We start from the raw sequence: 15449 nt of genomic DNA, 5'->3' as shown, positions 1-15449 counted from the left end.
GTTAAGCAAATAAGCCGGCATAGCTCAGTTGGTAGAGCAACTGACTTGTAATCAGTAGGTCCCGAGTTCGACTCTTGGTGCCGGCACCATAAAAACAAAAAAGCCACTCACTGAGTGGCTTTTTTGTTTCTGTCGTTCTATCAGCATCAAACTACTCTGGTCCAAACGACTCTGCTCCAAACTTACGTTAGGCTAACCGCTCAATAAGAAAACCCTTCCCATCTGCAAGTGTTATTTTATATTCTGCGCGCCCTTTAAATTTATGGCTCAAGCAGCTCAGAATTGAGAGCATGCCACTAAAGAAAATCGTGGGCTGGTAGCGAACAACCAGATAATAGTGACAAATAATGCTGCCTCTGAAGTTAATAGGCCTACAGTTAGCGCTTTTTTAACCACTCAACAGGAACTTGGCAAGGAATTAGGTTACTAATAACCCACACAATAAAAAAAGCACTTGCACCTTATAAAACATCCCTATATTATACGCGCACTCCAAACGAGACGGGCTTTAAAGGCTCAGTTTGAAGTAGCAAATCTAACGTATACATTAGTAGCGCTTAGTTGCCCGAATAGCTCAGTCGGTAGAGCAGAGGATTGAAAATCCTCGTGTCCCTGGTTCGATTCCGGGTTCGGGCACCAACATTTATTAATGAGTTTACTAACTTGATTAGTTAACTTGTTAAGCAAATAAGCCGGCATAGCTCAGTTGGTAGAGCAACTGACTTGTAATCAGTAGGTCCCGAGTTCGACTCTTGGTGCCGGCACCATAAAAACAAAAAAGCCACTCACTGAGTGGCTTTTTTGTATTCGTAATTTAACAGTACCTCGTTTCTTTTGGTTAAAACCAATGACGGCATAAATGCCGACCTACAGAGCTCTTATTATTTCGCCTTTGCTTTTCCGTCTTTTCAGTCTTGCTTTTATCGACCTATACCCTGCTCTTATTAGGTTTCTACCGTCTCAACACTTTGCTACTTCCTTAAACCAATGACGGCATGCAGATCTACAATGATTTACCTTTCGCCAGTGCCCTTTCAGCTTTTCCGTCTTGGCTTTTATCGGCCTATACCCTGCTCTTATTAGGTTTTTTCCGTCTCAACACTTTGCTACTTACTAAACCAATGACGGCATAAATGCCGACCTACAGAACTCTTATTATTTCGCCTTTGCTTTCCGGCTTTTCCGGCTTTTCCGGCTTTTCAGTCTTAGCTTTTGTCGGCTTGTATCCGGCTCTCATTCAGTTTTTACCGTCTTTTACCAAGAAAACAAAAAGGAGCCCTTAGGCTCCTTTGTAACGGCTCCTGCAAAGCAAGAGCTTCTTAATTCAATGTTACCAGCTACGCATCTTATGGCCTTTCAGGGCATAGAATAAGATGAATAGATAACATGGTAGACCAACCCAATAAGCAACCTGAGTATTGTCAGCAAAATAAGCGACCTTACCAAATACTAGCGGTAGGATTGCGCCCCCCGAAATCCCCATAATAAGCAATGCAGAACCTTGAGCTGTATACTTACCTAGACCTTCTAGAGCCAGTGGCCAAATTGAAGGCCAAACGAGTGCATGAGCCAATCCCATCAATGCCACAAAGGTTACCGTATCAGGGATCACCGGAATACCACTCCATCCCCAAAGAATATCAGCGATAAGTGTGCTTTCACGAGAACCTAACGCCGCACCGATAATACAAACAATTCCAGCAAGCGCCGAACCAAGCAGTGCTTTTTCCTGACTGATAAATTTAGGAATACAGGTCACACCGATTATGTAACCAAATACCATAAACACCATGGTATAAGAGGTCAGCGAAGCAAAGTTATTAACCCCTAAACTTTCACCGTATAAGCCAATAGTGTCACCCGCAATCACTTCAACACCGACGTAGGCAAATAAAGCCACTGCGCCCAGTACTACCTGTGGAAAATGGGTAATACTGCCCTTTTCTTGATGCTCTTCAGCGGCCTCAAACTCTAGTTCCGGTAGCGATGAGAACTTAACTAAACCAATTAAGAAAGTCAGCGCGAGTGCCATATAGATGTAGGGCATAACCAATCTTGAAGACAACTCATTAATTTGTGCTAATCGGTCTGCTTCGCTTAACGCAGCTAAGTGATCTGCAGTGAAGTTTTCAAAGCCTGACAGCACTAACGCCGTAAACAAAATGGGCACAATAACCCCTGCGCCTTTATTGATAAGCCCCATGATACTAATTCGCATCGCGGCGCTTTCTTTAGGGCCAATATGCACTACGTAAGGATTAGATGCGGTTTGCAAAATGGTTAAGCCCGTACCAAGTACAAACAAAGCACCAAGGAACAGGATAAAGTTTGCACTCTGCGCCGCAGGGATAAACAGCAAAGAGCCGACCACCATAATCGCTAGGCCAATTGCCATACCGTTTTTGTAGCCCGTTCTCTTAAGTATTGATGACATCGGCAGAGCCATCACGGTATAAGCAATATAGAAAGCAAACGTCACAAACAAGGCTTGAAATTCGTTTAGCTCACAGATGATTTTAAGGAAAGGGATCAGCGAGCCGTTAAGCCAAGTCACAAATCCGAAGATGAAAAATAACACACCAATAATGGTCATAGGCAGTAAACTGCTCTTTGGGCTAGCTTGAGCCTGAGTCGTTGCTGTCATGTATTAAACCTGCTTCTTATAGTAATTAATTTTATGATACCAGATTAAACTGCTACCCCACCCTTCATTGTTATCTCTTTAACTTATGCAGATGACTGTCTGCTTATATTCTCTACCTTAGTTTCAACTTCAGGCCACTTTAAACCTAATGTTTCACCGATGTTAAAACATTACGGCGAAAAAGACAACGCTGTCATTTTTACTCAAACCACGAATTTAAAGTTATTGTGCTCTTCGCCTTCCCCTTGAAAAAGTACTTAATCGAGGCTAAATGTAAACTTATATAGCTTAAACCTTAATGAAGATATTGCGCTTATACATCCAGTAAAGCACTAGCCATTGCACTAGCAGCAAAGCAACAACACTTGCTAGGGCTTGAGCATTATTAGGCAAAGAAGAAATTAATCCGCCAAACAAACTGCTGGCTGTGTACTTCCAATTTACAATGCTAGTCGCAATATAGATAACGATAGAGTTGCAACCTATTACCGTAAAGAAAAACGCCCACTTCTGCACCTTAACTACATCAATGATGGCGTAAAACAAGGCAAGGAAGAGTATGCTCCAGCCCGAAGTCACCAAAGTAAAGCTACTGGTCCACAAGGTTTTATTCACGGGGAGCCACGGTGAAGTCGCCCAGCCTAGCGCCAATAAACCAAAACCGGAAATGGTTAAAACTCCAACCTTAAACCACTCTCCCTTAACGTGAGGTTTAACGATAAAGTGCCCCACAAAGACACCAAATAAGCCATTTACGACTGCCGGGATCGTCGAAAGTATTCCTTCGGGATCCACAGCAGCGTTCTGATAAGTTATGCCCGGCAATAATAAATTATCAACAGCGGCATTAATTGAGCCTGTTTGACTAAAGGCTCCGCTGCTGTCTAAGGTTACCATTGGAAAGGCTTGCAGTAAGGCGTAGCCAATCAATACGGATATTGCTGTCACTATCTGAGTTCTTAAACTTGTGTGCCACACTAAAAGAGCGCAAAAAAACCATGCAAAGGCGATTCTACCAAGCACACTAGCATAGCGAATGTCACCAACTGCAAATGGCGCTCCGGTGCCCCAACCATGGTTATAAATCACACCAAATAACAGCAAGAGTAATAGGCGTTTTACCGCATGTTTATATAAGGGTATACGTTGAGGTAGGGGTAACTTGTCTAAGCGCTTGGGTGATAAGCCTAGGGCAACGCCAGACAGGAAAATAAACAGCGGAAAAATCAAATCGTAAAATGTAAAACCGTGCCAAGCACTATGGTGCATCTGAGCGTCGAGCCAGTTAAAGCCAGCCCATCCCGTTAATAGCAATAGAGCGGCAAAAATCGCTTCGCCCCCCAAAATCCAAAACATATCGAAACCACGCAGTGCATCCAATGACTTGAGCCGAGGCTTTGCTGACGGCTTGGAAACCGTTTCAGCCACCGCACTTGCCGTACTTACTCGGGGTTTATCTATTATTATTGTCATTAAACAACCCTTGTTATCGCTTTTATCGCCGTCTACATAAAGCAAAGCCTCAGGTGATTTTTAAGTTTGTATTCACAACTGAGGCTTAATTTAACCAAATTACAGCATGAGATTTCAGCTCTTAAAAGCCAACTCGCCACCAATGTAGGTTTGCTGGACACGGAACCTATCATCAAGCAGCAGCATATCGGCACGTCCACCTACTTGTAACTGCCCCATCTTATCACTTAAGCCAAGGAACTGGGCAGGATACAAAGAGGCCATTCTTAACGCCTCTTCTGGTGCTAGCCCTAGCATATTGACGGTATTAGCTACAGCTCCTGCCATATCTAGCACACAGCCAGCGAGCTCACCCGTCACGGCATTCAGTCTGTCGCCTGCTCTTATTACTTGAGTACCAAATAATTCAAAACTCGCCTCATCATCTAACCCTACTGGCGGCATTGCATCGGTAACTAACATGACCTTGCCTTTAGGTTTGGCATTGATTGCTACTCGTGCTGAAGCAGGGTGAACGTGATGGCCATCGACAATCAAACCACACCAAGCATCTGTGCTTTCTAGAGCTGCGCCGACCATGCCAGGACTTCTAGAGTCCAGTGCCGACATCGCATTATATAAATGGGTAAAGCCTGTCGCACCAGCTGCGAGCGCCTTTTTTACAGTATCGTAATCAGCGTTGGAGTGACCTAAACATACCTTAACTCCCACCTTCACTAATGCTTCTATCACCTCTGGTGATACATTCTCAGGTGCAAGCGTTACCACTTTAATACCTAGATCTTGGCGACTAAAAACTGCCAGCTCGGCATCGGAGATGCGTCTGATATATGATTGTGGATGCACACCTTTTTTAGGCACGCTTAGGTGCGGCCCCTCGAAGTGAACCCCGACGACACCAGCGCTGTTTGACTTAACGGCTAATGCAACGGCATCGGCCGCCTGACGCATCACATCGACATCATCAGTAATAAGTGTCGGTAAATAAGCTGTCGTACCAAACTTAGCATGAGCCTTACCTATCGCTTCGATGCCCTCAACACTCGGTGAGGAATTAAACAGAACTCCACCACCGCCGTTGACTTGCACATCAATAAATCCCGGAACTATCAGCCCACTTACGCGAGATTCACTTGCACCATGAGCCGTGTCGAATGAAAGGATATGACCATCTTCGAAGGTGATGGCTAAATCTGTATGAAATCTCTGTCCATCAAATACGCGGTCGGCAATTATCGTCTGCTTCATCTTATTCTCACTTACTAAAATAGTGATCCTGCTACGCTTTGCTATGCTGTTGTTTAGCAAAAAAGGCTGCGCCCCACTCTGGCGGCTGCAGACTAGGAGATAATTTAGCTAATACATCTTCAGCCAACCAAGGTGCTAGAGGTTCGGCTAAACCACCGATCATAGAGAATCGAGGCGGTTCTATGCCAAATAACTTTTTGGCCAATTCACTGATATAGGCAGCACCTTCACGAACAATATCTAAGGCCACGCCGTCATTAAGCTGAGCGCATTCAAACACGACTCTGGCAAGCTTGGCATAAGTACTGGAAGATTGCCCCGCCAAGTTCTCAACAATGCCGAGGGCATTATTGACCCCAAAGTGCTGCATCAATCGTTCGGTCAGTAATGTTTTCTCGCCAAAACCATCTAAGTCTAACAGCGCAGCTTCACTGGCCTTTAATCCCAGCCAAGCGCCACTGCCCTTATCACCTAAAGCAAATCCATGCCCGCCGAGAAATAACTCTTGGTCACCAACGCGTGCATAACCACAAGAGCCTGTACCAGTAATGATTACCGCGCCCTCTTGGCCTTGGTGAGCGCCGATACAAGCCGTATGAAGATCAGTTGTGAGATACATGCTAGCAAACGGATGCTGCCACTTAGCGATGTCTTGATAAAGGCGAGGAACATTTACCCCAGCTAAACCGAGGCCTGCAACGAGTTGTTTACTGTCACTAACTTTTAGACCCGCATCAACAAGGGCTAGCTGTGTGGACTCTTCAATTGACTGAAATGTTTGGGCTAGCCCATGAAGCGGATTAGCACGGCCTGCAACTCCAGTACCTAGGATGCGATAATCGTGAGTGTAAATTGTTGCGCGGCATTTGCTGCCACCACCATCGATACCTATATATAGGGACTCTTCTTTCGCCTGGCTCATGCCCATGACAGACCTCTTTTTTGTTCTCATTCTTTAAATGCAGAATGGGTCAGGGCTTTATGCATATAAATGTCTCTAAAGCCCACTAAGTTAACTCCATGTTACAACAATAATGACAGCGTTGTCATTTGTTTTTTAAGCCTGCCTGATAATAGGGTGGAAGTGTGGCAACACCTTAATGCTGCCACATTCAGGCTTAGTTATTACTAACAAGCGCAAGATAACACCTGTTACTTAGTTGTTATTTAATTACTAGAGTTCGGCCTTTACGTTTGCCATCGGCGGCAATAACACGCACTTCAACAGGTGCAGTTACCTTTACCCCTTCCGCATAGTTCTGCCACTTTCCTGTTGCATCGCGATACTCTATTTCAAGTCCTGGAAAAATAACGTTCGCAAACAACTTACCGTCTTTAATGACTGCTCCAGGTGTGGGTACCCGATAGGCTATATTGGCTTTATCTAGCTTTAATAGCTCTTTAGCACCTAAAGTATTGGCGACAGTGTACCAGTCACTCGCCTGGGCTTGACGCATCTCTCTGGTGAAGAAGCCGCTTTTCTGATTATAAATAGCACCTTGGTACTGATATGGCACTTCCCAACTAGGCTTGTGCCATGCACGCTCTGCAAGCATCATCAGACGAGGAAACATCATGTATTCGGCTACTTCATCACTACGCACAGTCTCACTCCAAAGCTGACCTTGAATACCAGCGAAGCCAAACGTAGCCTTTAGTGGCTCACTAATCATTTTGCCTGACTCATCAGTTTTTAGGGTGTCATCGGCTTCAAAAGGTAGGTTTTCAATATCAGTCCATTGCTCGGCATTGGCAGGCAAGTTTCCAGTCATAAAACTATGGATCTTCTTTGAGTTAGTATTACGACTCGCCCAGTAGTAACCATGCTCTTTCGGATCGGCTTCATAGGGAAAGTCGAAATAGAGAACCTCAGGTTGCCCCAGCACTGCCTGCCAACCAAGGTTAGCCTGTTGATGTGCCCGCTTGTGCCCACCGTGTGCAATAACATCCCAAATATTAGATTGCGCCTGCTTTGGCATATTTTCGGGGCGAGTATGGCTCATGCCATCACTCCAGCCTGCTGCTTCAATGCCTTTATCTGCTAACATTTTTGAGGTTCTTTCAATAAAGTAAGCACCTAACTGCTCCATGCTAGTCACGCCTTTATCATTATTGGCGATAAATGCCTTACATACCGGGGATTCGAGCCAGGCTCCAGCCGTTTCATCAGCACCTATGTGATAGAGATTCAGTGGCACGCCAGCAGCTTGGTGCAACTTAGCGATTTCATCGATTACCTTTTCGATAAAGGTAAAGGTCGACTCCATGCATACATTCAAGGTGTTATCGTTATAGTACTGAATCGATGAATAGACAGTTTTATCTTGGCTATCAGATAACAGGTATTGCTTTGCCTCTTCTACTTTCCCTTGAGCATTTAGCTTGCGAGCTCTCGCTTCCATCGATTTGATCGCCGCTCGCGAATGACCCGGCATATCCATCGATGGAATCACCTGTATTTGTCTCGCGGCCGCGTACTGTAAGATCTCGATATAGTCGGCTCTGTTATAGTAACCATTAACCTTAGTGTCGCTATAGGGACCACTGCCTAACTGAGGTAGTAGGCAGGTATCTTCATTGAGATCATGACAGCGCTTACTTCCTACCTCCGTAAGCTCAGGTAGGCCTGCAATCTCCAAGCGCCAACCTTCGTCATCAGCCATATGTAGATGTAACTTATTAAGTTTATAGGCCGCCATCTGATCTAAAAGGTCTAGAATCAACTGCTTACTATGGAAGTTGCGTGATACATCGATATGCATGCCACGAAAATCATAGCGCGGCATATCCTCCACCAGCATAGGGTTAACCGTTAAGGTGTTAGCATCGACTAGCGCCGCCAGTGAGGCTAAACCGTAGGAGAAGCCTGCATCATCTGCAGCAAAAATCTTGATCTCATTGCTAGAGATCTCGAGACGATATTCTCCTTCAATGCTCGCAGTAGCTAATGGGTACAGTGCCGTGTTAACACCACTTTCAACCTCAGGGTTACTTTGCTCAACGCCGATGCGAGCTAAACGCTGCAACGCCGCATCTACAACATCTAGGCTGACGCCATTAAGCTCGAGTTTTATTCCATCTTTTAGTGAGATAGGTTTAGCATCTGTTTTCAGTGAAACCTTTGACGGCGTGGGTAAAATGGTATTTTCTGCTAGGCTGGCATCGACAGGCGTGTTGAGGTTATTACGATATAATACCTCTGTCGTTGCCCATTGAAGCTTGTCTGTTTCACGGCGCTTATATTGGCTATCACTATCGGTAAAGGCGCTAACATAGGGGCGAACTTCCATACCAGTTTCAGGATCAACCGATACCTGAGTACTAGCAATGATGACAGGCTCTAAACCATCGGCAACGATATAGTAGTTGGGCATGGCATCAGTTTCAGATAACTGCCATAGCTCACCGCGAAATTGAATCGTTTTAGTTTGGCCCTTTTTAATGCCACTAAAGCCTGCCGCCGGAGTGATTTTATGTAGATCACCTTGAATACGAGTGATAGTGAACTCATCACCCACTATGCTTTGAATAGGTCGCATTTGGGAGTAGTAGATAGCCCAATCATTACTGTCTATATCGACTTGAGAAGTCAGAACTATTTCAGCCAAGAAACAGCGTCCATCTGCCGCATCTTGGTCACAATTATCGTCAGGGATGTTAGTCACTACGCGATAGCGAATATCGAGCGTCTCACCAATTTGCTTCAGTGAAGCTTGAGTCAAGCCAGAAGAACTTACTGGTTGACTAGGCGGTAATTCTTGCTTAGTGGGGGAGATAACATGAGTAACTTCTTCAGTTTCGCTCTCCGAAGAACATGCACCAACAGACAACGCGAGTGCTACCGCTGAAACTATCACTTTAATCTTCATTACATTCCCTATGATTTCTATTGTTATTTAAAGATGAAATGCTCAAGCACGGTCTCGTTATTTCTCCCCCTTATGGAAATCAACGAGAACTCAGTATTACTTAGGTCCTAACACGCTTGTTTCTCAATACCTTGCGTAAGGCTCCTCTATTGTGCCAGATAAAAAAATGGCCGAGTACTCATAAAGTACTCGGCCCACGCTAGTTTCTGGGGAGAGACTATATAGGAGTAACAAACATAATTGTTCGTCAAAGACATGAAACGAGAGACCTCTTCCCGTCCATGAAGACCTTACAAACAACCTGTCACACAAGCAGATGACAACGCTGTCATTTAGAATATACACAAATATGTACAAAACAACTACATTTATCTGACATTTAGCTGTATTTATATTCTCCCTAACGAGAAGAAAACGAACAAAAACACATAAAAACAATAACCTAAACCACATCCTTCTATATAAACATTGATTACGGCTCTCTTCTTTGACTTCCGATATGAACATTCTGGGCACAAAAAAGGTTGATATTAGAAATAGCCCCTAGATAACAGTAGATAAAATTAACCTAGGTACCGATGAGGCGAAAGCATAGCTATCTAGATCTGTAAGGTGTTATTCCCGAGGCTTAATTGACAACGTTGTCACTTATAAGTATACCTAAGCACAACAAAAAACACGCAATTGCAACACACCTGTGTTAGTTTTCTAGTGGCTTACAAATGGATTACGCTCAAGGACCCTATAACAATGAAGAATAATATCGTCCCACTTAACTCTGAAAATCATCTTGAAATGTGTATTGCCGAGTCCCAAGACTATCGCCGCTTTGCCGAGCAGCAGCTCATTCCTGTTGTTTTTCATGAATTTCATCAATTAGCGACCGAGTTTCCACTGGTTTTTGTTAAGAACAGCGAGACCGGACAATTTATTCCTGTCGCCATGATGGGAGTTAAAAACGGCCTAAACCTCTACTGTCAAAGCAGTGATTGGCCAGCAATGATAAAACCTCGAGGCTTTAATAACGCCCCCTTATCTTTAGTTAAGACCAGTCAAGAAAGTGACAACGTTCTGATCTGCGTCGATACCGCTAGCCCGTTAGTAACCGAAGCTGCAGAGAATGCACATCGCTTATTTAACGATAATAAAGAGCAGAGTGAATACCTTAAGAAGCGAACTCAAGCGCTACTTGAAATAGCCGCTTTTAATGAACAGACAGGCAATATTTGTCAGCTCCTAGCATCCAAGAGCTTATTCACGGCAAAACAGTTAACGGTTAAGCTAGCCGAAAGTCAGCAACCAATAAACATCGACGGTATATATGTTGTTGATGAGAAAGCGTTAAACCAGCTTAGTAATGAAGAGTTTATATCCCTAAAAGAGAACGGCCTGCTACCACTAATCTACGCTCATTTACTATCACTGCAGCAGATCCCACGTCTGATTGAAAAACAAAACCACTACGATTTGACTCACTAAGCCCTTATTGATTAAGCCAAACTCGCAATAACGTGAGTTTGGCTCTTAACCCTAGCTAACTATAATTTTTGTAAACCATAACGCTTTATTTTATCAAGTAGCTCTCTATGCTGGGGCAGCTCTTCAACAAGATGTGTCACCAGATTATTTAACCTCTGATGTAAAGCCGCGCTATCAGTGCTCGGCTCATTGCATAAAACCTTATCCCTAGGCGTATGATCCATACCATATAAAACATATAGAAAGTTCTCTAAATCAAAGACCTCAAACTTGCTAAAGAAGTCCTCTCTAGCAGGGACAAAGTCTTGCCACATTGCCAAACGCTTTTTTAGCTCATCGGAAATAGTTGCCGGATCTCGATTATCTATCCAAAATTGTGAGTCATTGCGATCAGACAGGCAGTAATGCAACTTGATAAAGTCGACGACTCGATCCCAAGCATAATTCATAACATGATTAAAACGCTGCTGCATTCCGGTAAGCTGTGACGTCGAGGTTGGGAAGCGCTGCGCTAAGAATCCGGCAGCAAAATCGGTCAAAAGAATAGATGTGGCCTCTAAGGGCTCTAAGAAGCCTTGTGCCAAGCCCAATGCTACGCAGTTTTTCTCCCATGATCGCTCTCGGTAGCCTACCGTCATAGGAATAATTCGGTGTTGATGCTGGGCGAGCTGTCCACCTAGGTATTTATCTAACTTATTAATTGCCGTCTCATCATCCATATACTTAGAAGAGTAGACAAGGCCTACACCACGGCGATTACTCAACGCGATATCCCAAATCCAGCCAGCCTGATGAGCAGTAGAGATGGTAAAAGGGGGGATAATATCGTCATTAGCAGTTGGCACCTGAACCACTACAGCCTTATCGACAAACAACTGCTCAGCCTTATTGATAAAAGGTACTTTAAGCGCCTTATCTATAAGTAATGAAGCAAAACCACTGCAATCAATATAGAAGTCGAAATCTAACGTACCAGCGCAATCTGTAATAAGAGAAGCTATCTCACCGTCTTGCCCAAGAACAACCTCCTTAACATTGGCGCGAAGGTGCTCAACCCTAAAACGCTGTTTGGCATTCTCACCGAGTAACTCTGCAAACTTGGCCGCATTGAGGTGATAAGCGTAACCTAGCTTTCCTGAATACTCTGGATCGCTTATATTCTTTGGCGCCCTAAAAGCCTCACAAACGGCATGTTGAGGCGATACAGCACCTGCGTAGCATCCCTCTTTATTCGATAACCAACGCTCGGTTAAATCCTGCAGCACTGTGCCAGGCATATCGAACAGGTGATGATAAAAGTTCTGCTGGCCATGTTTGTGCTTATCGAGCCAGTTAACGAACTTTATCGATTGCTTAAAGGTCACATCACAGCGGCGAATAAACTCAGTTTCACTTATGCCAAAGCTTTTAAGTGATTGACGGATAGCCGGGACAGTGCCCTCGCCCACCCCTATGGTTGGAATATCTGGAGATTCAATTAAGGTTATAGACAACTTTTCGCTATTTACCAGTGCCTTACCTAGATGGTTTGCAGCCAACCAGCCCGCTGTACCACCACCTACTATCGCGACCCTTTTAATTTCCATCTCACCTCCAAGTATTTAACGCCCGCCAAAAACCATCTAGCATAGTGGTTATAGAGTCAATCAAATCATTAGTATTAACTTTTCTAAATAGACAACAAAAAGCCCAGCGTTGCTGGGCTTTATTCAATACATTAACTACTTAGAAGCGTAATGCTACACCTAGCTTATAGCGAGCTTCACCTTCGAAGCTCCATGCTGGGTAACCATTCTTAAGCTCTGGCTTAACTTCTGCAGAATCAGGAGCTACACCTAGTTGCACGCTGTCTTCTTCAAGTAAGTTAACCACTTCGAAGGTTACAGATAGGTAATCAGTAACATTGTAGTTAGCACTTAAATCAACAGTACCGTAGTCTTGGTGCTCACGGTTACCGTAGAAACCTGGAAGCTCACGGATCATGTATTCACTACGCCAGTTATAAGCTACACGAGCAGAGAAATCTTCCATCTCATAATAGCCCACTAAGTTAACAGTGTGCTCAGATGAATCAGAGAACACGCTCACTTCATCAGGGTAGTTATCAGCAGGCGCATCAGAATCGGCAAAGGTATAGTTAGCAGAGTAACCTAGACCGTTTTCAAATGAATCTTGTAACTGCAGCTCGATACCCTGAATTTGGCCACCGGTACCATTTTTCTTAGTCGACTTAGTCCAGTTGTCTTCTCCCGAACCTGGGTCAATAATTCCAATGCTTTGATTTAAGATTTGATCTGAAGTAATGAACGAACTGATATCTTTAATAAAGTATGTCGCCGCAACAAGACCATCTGGGCTGAAGTACCACTCAACACCCAAATCTGCTTGAGTCGCTTTAAATGGCTCAAGTGCAATGTTACCCGTATTGACCACTTCATTACCTACAACATCGTCCTTATATCCCGCTAATGCAGAAGAGGCAAACATATCGCCATAGTTAGGACGTGAGATAACTTGTGATGCCGAAGTACGAATAATCACATCGCTAGTCACATCAAATGCTACGTTTACGCTCGGTAACACATCGCTATAGCTCGCATCCATTGTGCTTAGGTTGTCAGCGTAAGAGCCATCCTTTTGCAGCTCAAAGTAATCAGAAGAGGCATCGGTCGAGATATAACGTAGACCGAAGTTACCCCGAATACCATCTGACTCGAAGTTAGCCATTAGATATAGCGCTAGGTTCTCTTCGTTAATAGTACCGTAACCAGACTTATATACTTCATTATCCGTACTAAAATCTGTAATAGCGGCATTAGCATCATTCAACATAGCGTCAAGATTAGGCTTAGGTAGAGTAAAACCGGCGCCTGAAGATACTGTACCTGAGTAGTAAGCTGACGCATCTTTAGCTGTCACATCTGGGTTAACGATAGCAGGGAAAGTTTCTTGTTTTACGTCATGATCAGCCCAGCGAACACCGGTCTTAAATGAGGTTATTGCACCTAGATCTACAGGCACTGTGACATCAAACTGTGCATAAGTCTCTTCATCCGAGTTTGGCTGCTTCTTAAGCGACCAACCCGCTGGAGAAAGTGGACCACCGAAATCTTCAGCGCCAAATGACTTATTAGCGATATCGATTTTAACAACTTCACCAGTCGCATCGTAAGTTCCAACAAAATCTTCAGGTTGACCTAACCAGAAACCATAGTTAGCAGTCATGTCTGTACCACCTTCAGACTTAGTGTTACCCACTCGGCCCTCTAAGGTATAGTTGTCCGCTTCATATTTAAAATCTAAATCGTAAGTGTTTGAGTCCATGCTCGCTTTACGCGCCCAAGTTTGCGCCCAACCGGGGTTTGCTCCCTTACCGTCACGACGATAGAAGGTACAAGTACCCGAAGCATTGGTTTGCTCACAAATCTCTTCTTTACGGTTATCACCGTCAACGATACTTGGGAACATGGTAAACAGTGAGGTGTTAGCGTTGTTAGCTTTCATATCAAGACTCATGATATTTAAGCCAAACTCTAAGTTGTCGGTAGGGCGATATTGTAAGGCACCATTAATTGCAGTGCGCTCACGCTCTTGCTCAAAAGTTGTTGGAACGATATCACCCCAGCCTACTAGCGATTCGATACCATTACGCTGATAGTTAGTTTCAGAAGCCGCTGCCGAAAGTAGGAAACCGAAGTTTTCATCTTCGTTCTTCCAGCTGTACAAACCTGAAAGCTCAGGATCGATCTCTTCTGAAATTGTGCCATAGTCGCCTTTAGCACTAACAAAAACAGTATTTGCATCTAAATCGAGTGGCTTACGGGTCTTAACGATCACCGTACCACCAATACCACCTTCTGGAATATCCGCTTGTGATGACTTATAAACTTCGATTGCACCTACCATTTCAGGCGGAAGTAGAGAATAGTTAAAGCTACGGTCGATGGCCTGTTGGTCGTACCAACCAGTCGAGGCAACCGAATGACCATTCAGCAGGGTACGAGTTAACTGGCTTGACGCACCTCGAATAGAAACTTGCTGGCCTTGGCCAAATTGGCGGTTAACGGCAACACCCGGAATACGGCCTAGTGACTCACCTACGTCACCATCGGGAAACTTACCAATATCTTCAGCTGTTACAGCATCAACAACTGAGTCTGAGAATCTTTTAGCATTAATTGAGGCTTTCATTGAAGCGCGCATACCACGAACTTCAATTTTCTCAATGTTTTCGTCAGCTGCGGCTTTCGCATCAGCCTCTGCTGCCATAGCAGAAACAGACATAGCTCCGCTCATCAGCAGCGCGATATTTGTAGCTAGTACACTTTTCTTAAAGGTAGATGGTCGCATCTCGTTTCCCTTCCATAACTTATTATCTTTTTTTATATCCATAACCATTCCAGAAGCGGAATGACAACGCTGTCATGTCTAGAGCAAAGATTACACAACTATTAACACTAGCGCCACAACAAAATAACCGAAGCACCGATTATATTTATACAAAACAACAAAAGTGCGAAACAGCTCACCCAATAACCATTTAAATACAGCCAGTTAATAACATGTAAGCGATGTGATTAATTAATGCATTTTTTTTTATTTGAATGAAAAATCGCAAAAAGTTCGTGGCTTATTATTGCTAATTCCGATAAAACTTCGCACTATACCGCTAAATTTAAGGACAAATTGCACCATCTCAGCGCGGTTTGTTAATCTTGTGTTACCATGCTTTGGCA

The 15449-nt window shown here is 44.0% G+C and carries 8 protein-coding genes and 3 tRNA genes; 4 read left to right on the top strand and 7 right to left on the bottom strand.

Annotation, left to right across the window (positions count from 1 at the left end; all coding sequences use genetic code 11):
* The first annotated feature begins 13 nt into the window (after positions 1 to 13).
* The 3 genes from K5Q92_RS17970 to K5Q92_RS17960 all read left to right on the top strand — a co-directional run bounded on the left by K5Q92_RS17970 (position 14) and on the right by K5Q92_RS17960 (position 767).
* Positions 14 to 89, top strand: a tRNA-Thr gene (locus tag K5Q92_RS17970).
* A gap of 474 nt (positions 90 to 563) precedes the next feature.
* A tRNA-Phe gene (locus K5Q92_RS17965) sits at positions 564 to 639 on the top strand.
* A 52-nt stretch (positions 640 to 691) separates the two neighbouring features.
* Positions 692 to 767, top strand: a tRNA-Thr gene (locus tag K5Q92_RS17960).
* 563 nt (positions 768 to 1330) lie between these two features.
* Here K5Q92_RS17960 and K5Q92_RS17955 read toward each other — a convergent pair.
* The 5 genes from K5Q92_RS17955 to K5Q92_RS17935 form a co-directional block, all read right to left on the bottom strand.
* Positions 1331 to 2644 carry a sugar MFS transporter gene (locus K5Q92_RS17955; protein ID WP_220770263.1) on the bottom strand — a complete coding sequence of 438 codons (1314 nt, stop codon included), beginning with the start codon at positions 2642 to 2644 and terminating at the stop codon, positions 1331 to 1333.
* Between the two features lie 288 nt (positions 2645 to 2932).
* Positions 2933 to 4117 (bottom strand): transmembrane glucosamine N-acetyltransferase NagX, encoded by a 1185-nt coding sequence (gene nagX / locus K5Q92_RS17950; protein ID WP_220770262.1) that lies wholly within the window; start codon positions 4115 to 4117, stop codon positions 2933 to 2935.
* A gap of 114 nt (positions 4118 to 4231) precedes the next feature.
* The gene (gene nagA, locus K5Q92_RS17945) at positions 4232 to 5365 is read right to left on the bottom strand and encodes an N-acetylglucosamine-6-phosphate deacetylase (RefSeq protein ID WP_220770261.1); all 1134 of its coding nucleotides are present in this window, start codon (positions 5363 to 5365) and stop codon (positions 4232 to 4234) included.
* Between the two features lie 31 nt (positions 5366 to 5396).
* Positions 5397 to 6293, bottom strand: coding sequence for an N-acetylglucosamine kinase (gene nagK, locus K5Q92_RS17940; RefSeq protein ID WP_220770260.1), 897 nt, complete (start codon positions 6291 to 6293; stop codon positions 5397 to 5399).
* A 235-nt stretch (positions 6294 to 6528) separates the two neighbouring features.
* Positions 6529 to 9234, bottom strand: coding sequence for a family 20 glycosylhydrolase (locus K5Q92_RS17935; RefSeq protein WP_220770259.1), 2706 nt, complete (start codon positions 9232 to 9234; stop codon positions 6529 to 6531).
* Positions 9235 to 9984: 750 nt separating this feature from the next.
* Here K5Q92_RS17935 and K5Q92_RS17930 point away from each other — a divergent pair.
* Entirely contained in the window at positions 9985 to 10713 is a 729-nt protein-coding gene (locus K5Q92_RS17930; protein ID WP_220770258.1) for a SapC family protein, read from the top strand.
* 59 nt (positions 10714 to 10772) lie between these two features.
* Here the strand turns inward: K5Q92_RS17930 and K5Q92_RS17925 are convergent, their stop codons facing one another.
* Together K5Q92_RS17925 and K5Q92_RS17920 are read right to left on the bottom strand one after the other, a co-directional pair.
* On the bottom strand, positions 10773 to 12299 hold the full coding sequence (locus K5Q92_RS17925; protein ID WP_220770257.1) for a tryptophan halogenase family protein: 1527 nt from the start codon (positions 12297 to 12299) through the stop codon (positions 10773 to 10775).
* A gap of 139 nt (positions 12300 to 12438) precedes the next feature.
* Entirely contained in the window at positions 12439 to 15063 is a 2625-nt protein-coding gene (locus K5Q92_RS17920; protein WP_220770264.1) for a TonB-dependent receptor, read from the bottom strand.
* Positions 15064 to 15449 lie beyond the last annotated feature (386 nt).

The sequence above is a fragment of the Shewanella sp. MBTL60-007 genome (assembly GCF_019654915.1).
Classification (GTDB): Bacteria; Pseudomonadota; Gammaproteobacteria; order Enterobacterales; family Shewanellaceae; genus Shewanella.
This window is presented reverse-complemented; position numbering and strand designations above follow the sequence as displayed.

Excerpts from the sequence above, each read along its gene's own strand:
- K5Q92_RS17955 (WP_220770263.1), bottom strand. The coding sequence starts at position 2,644 with ATGACAGCAACGACTCAGGCTCAAGCTAGCCCAAAGAGCAGTTTACTG.
- K5Q92_RS17935 (WP_220770259.1), bottom strand. The coding sequence starts at position 9,234 with ATGAAGATTAAAGTGATAGTTTCAGCGGTAGCACTCGCGTTGTCTGTT.
- nagX (WP_220770262.1), bottom strand. The coding sequence starts at position 4,117 with ATGACAATAATAATAGATAAACCCCGAGTAAGTACGGCAAGTGCGGTG.
- nagA (WP_220770261.1), bottom strand. The coding sequence starts at position 5,365 with ATGAAGCAGACGATAATTGCCGACCGCGTATTTGATGGACAGAGATTT.
- nagK (WP_220770260.1), bottom strand. The coding sequence starts at position 6,293 with ATGGGCATGAGCCAGGCGAAAGAAGAGTCCCTATATATAGGTATCGAT.
- K5Q92_RS17920 (WP_220770264.1), bottom strand. The coding sequence starts at position 15,063 with ATGCGACCATCTACCTTTAAGAAAAGTGTACTAGCTACAAATATCGCG.
- K5Q92_RS17925 (WP_220770257.1), bottom strand. The coding sequence starts at position 12,299 with ATGGAAATTAAAAGGGTCGCGATAGTAGGTGGTGGTACAGCGGGCTGG.
- K5Q92_RS17930 (WP_220770258.1), top strand. The coding sequence starts at position 9,985 with ATGAAGAATAATATCGTCCCACTTAACTCTGAAAATCATCTTGAAATG.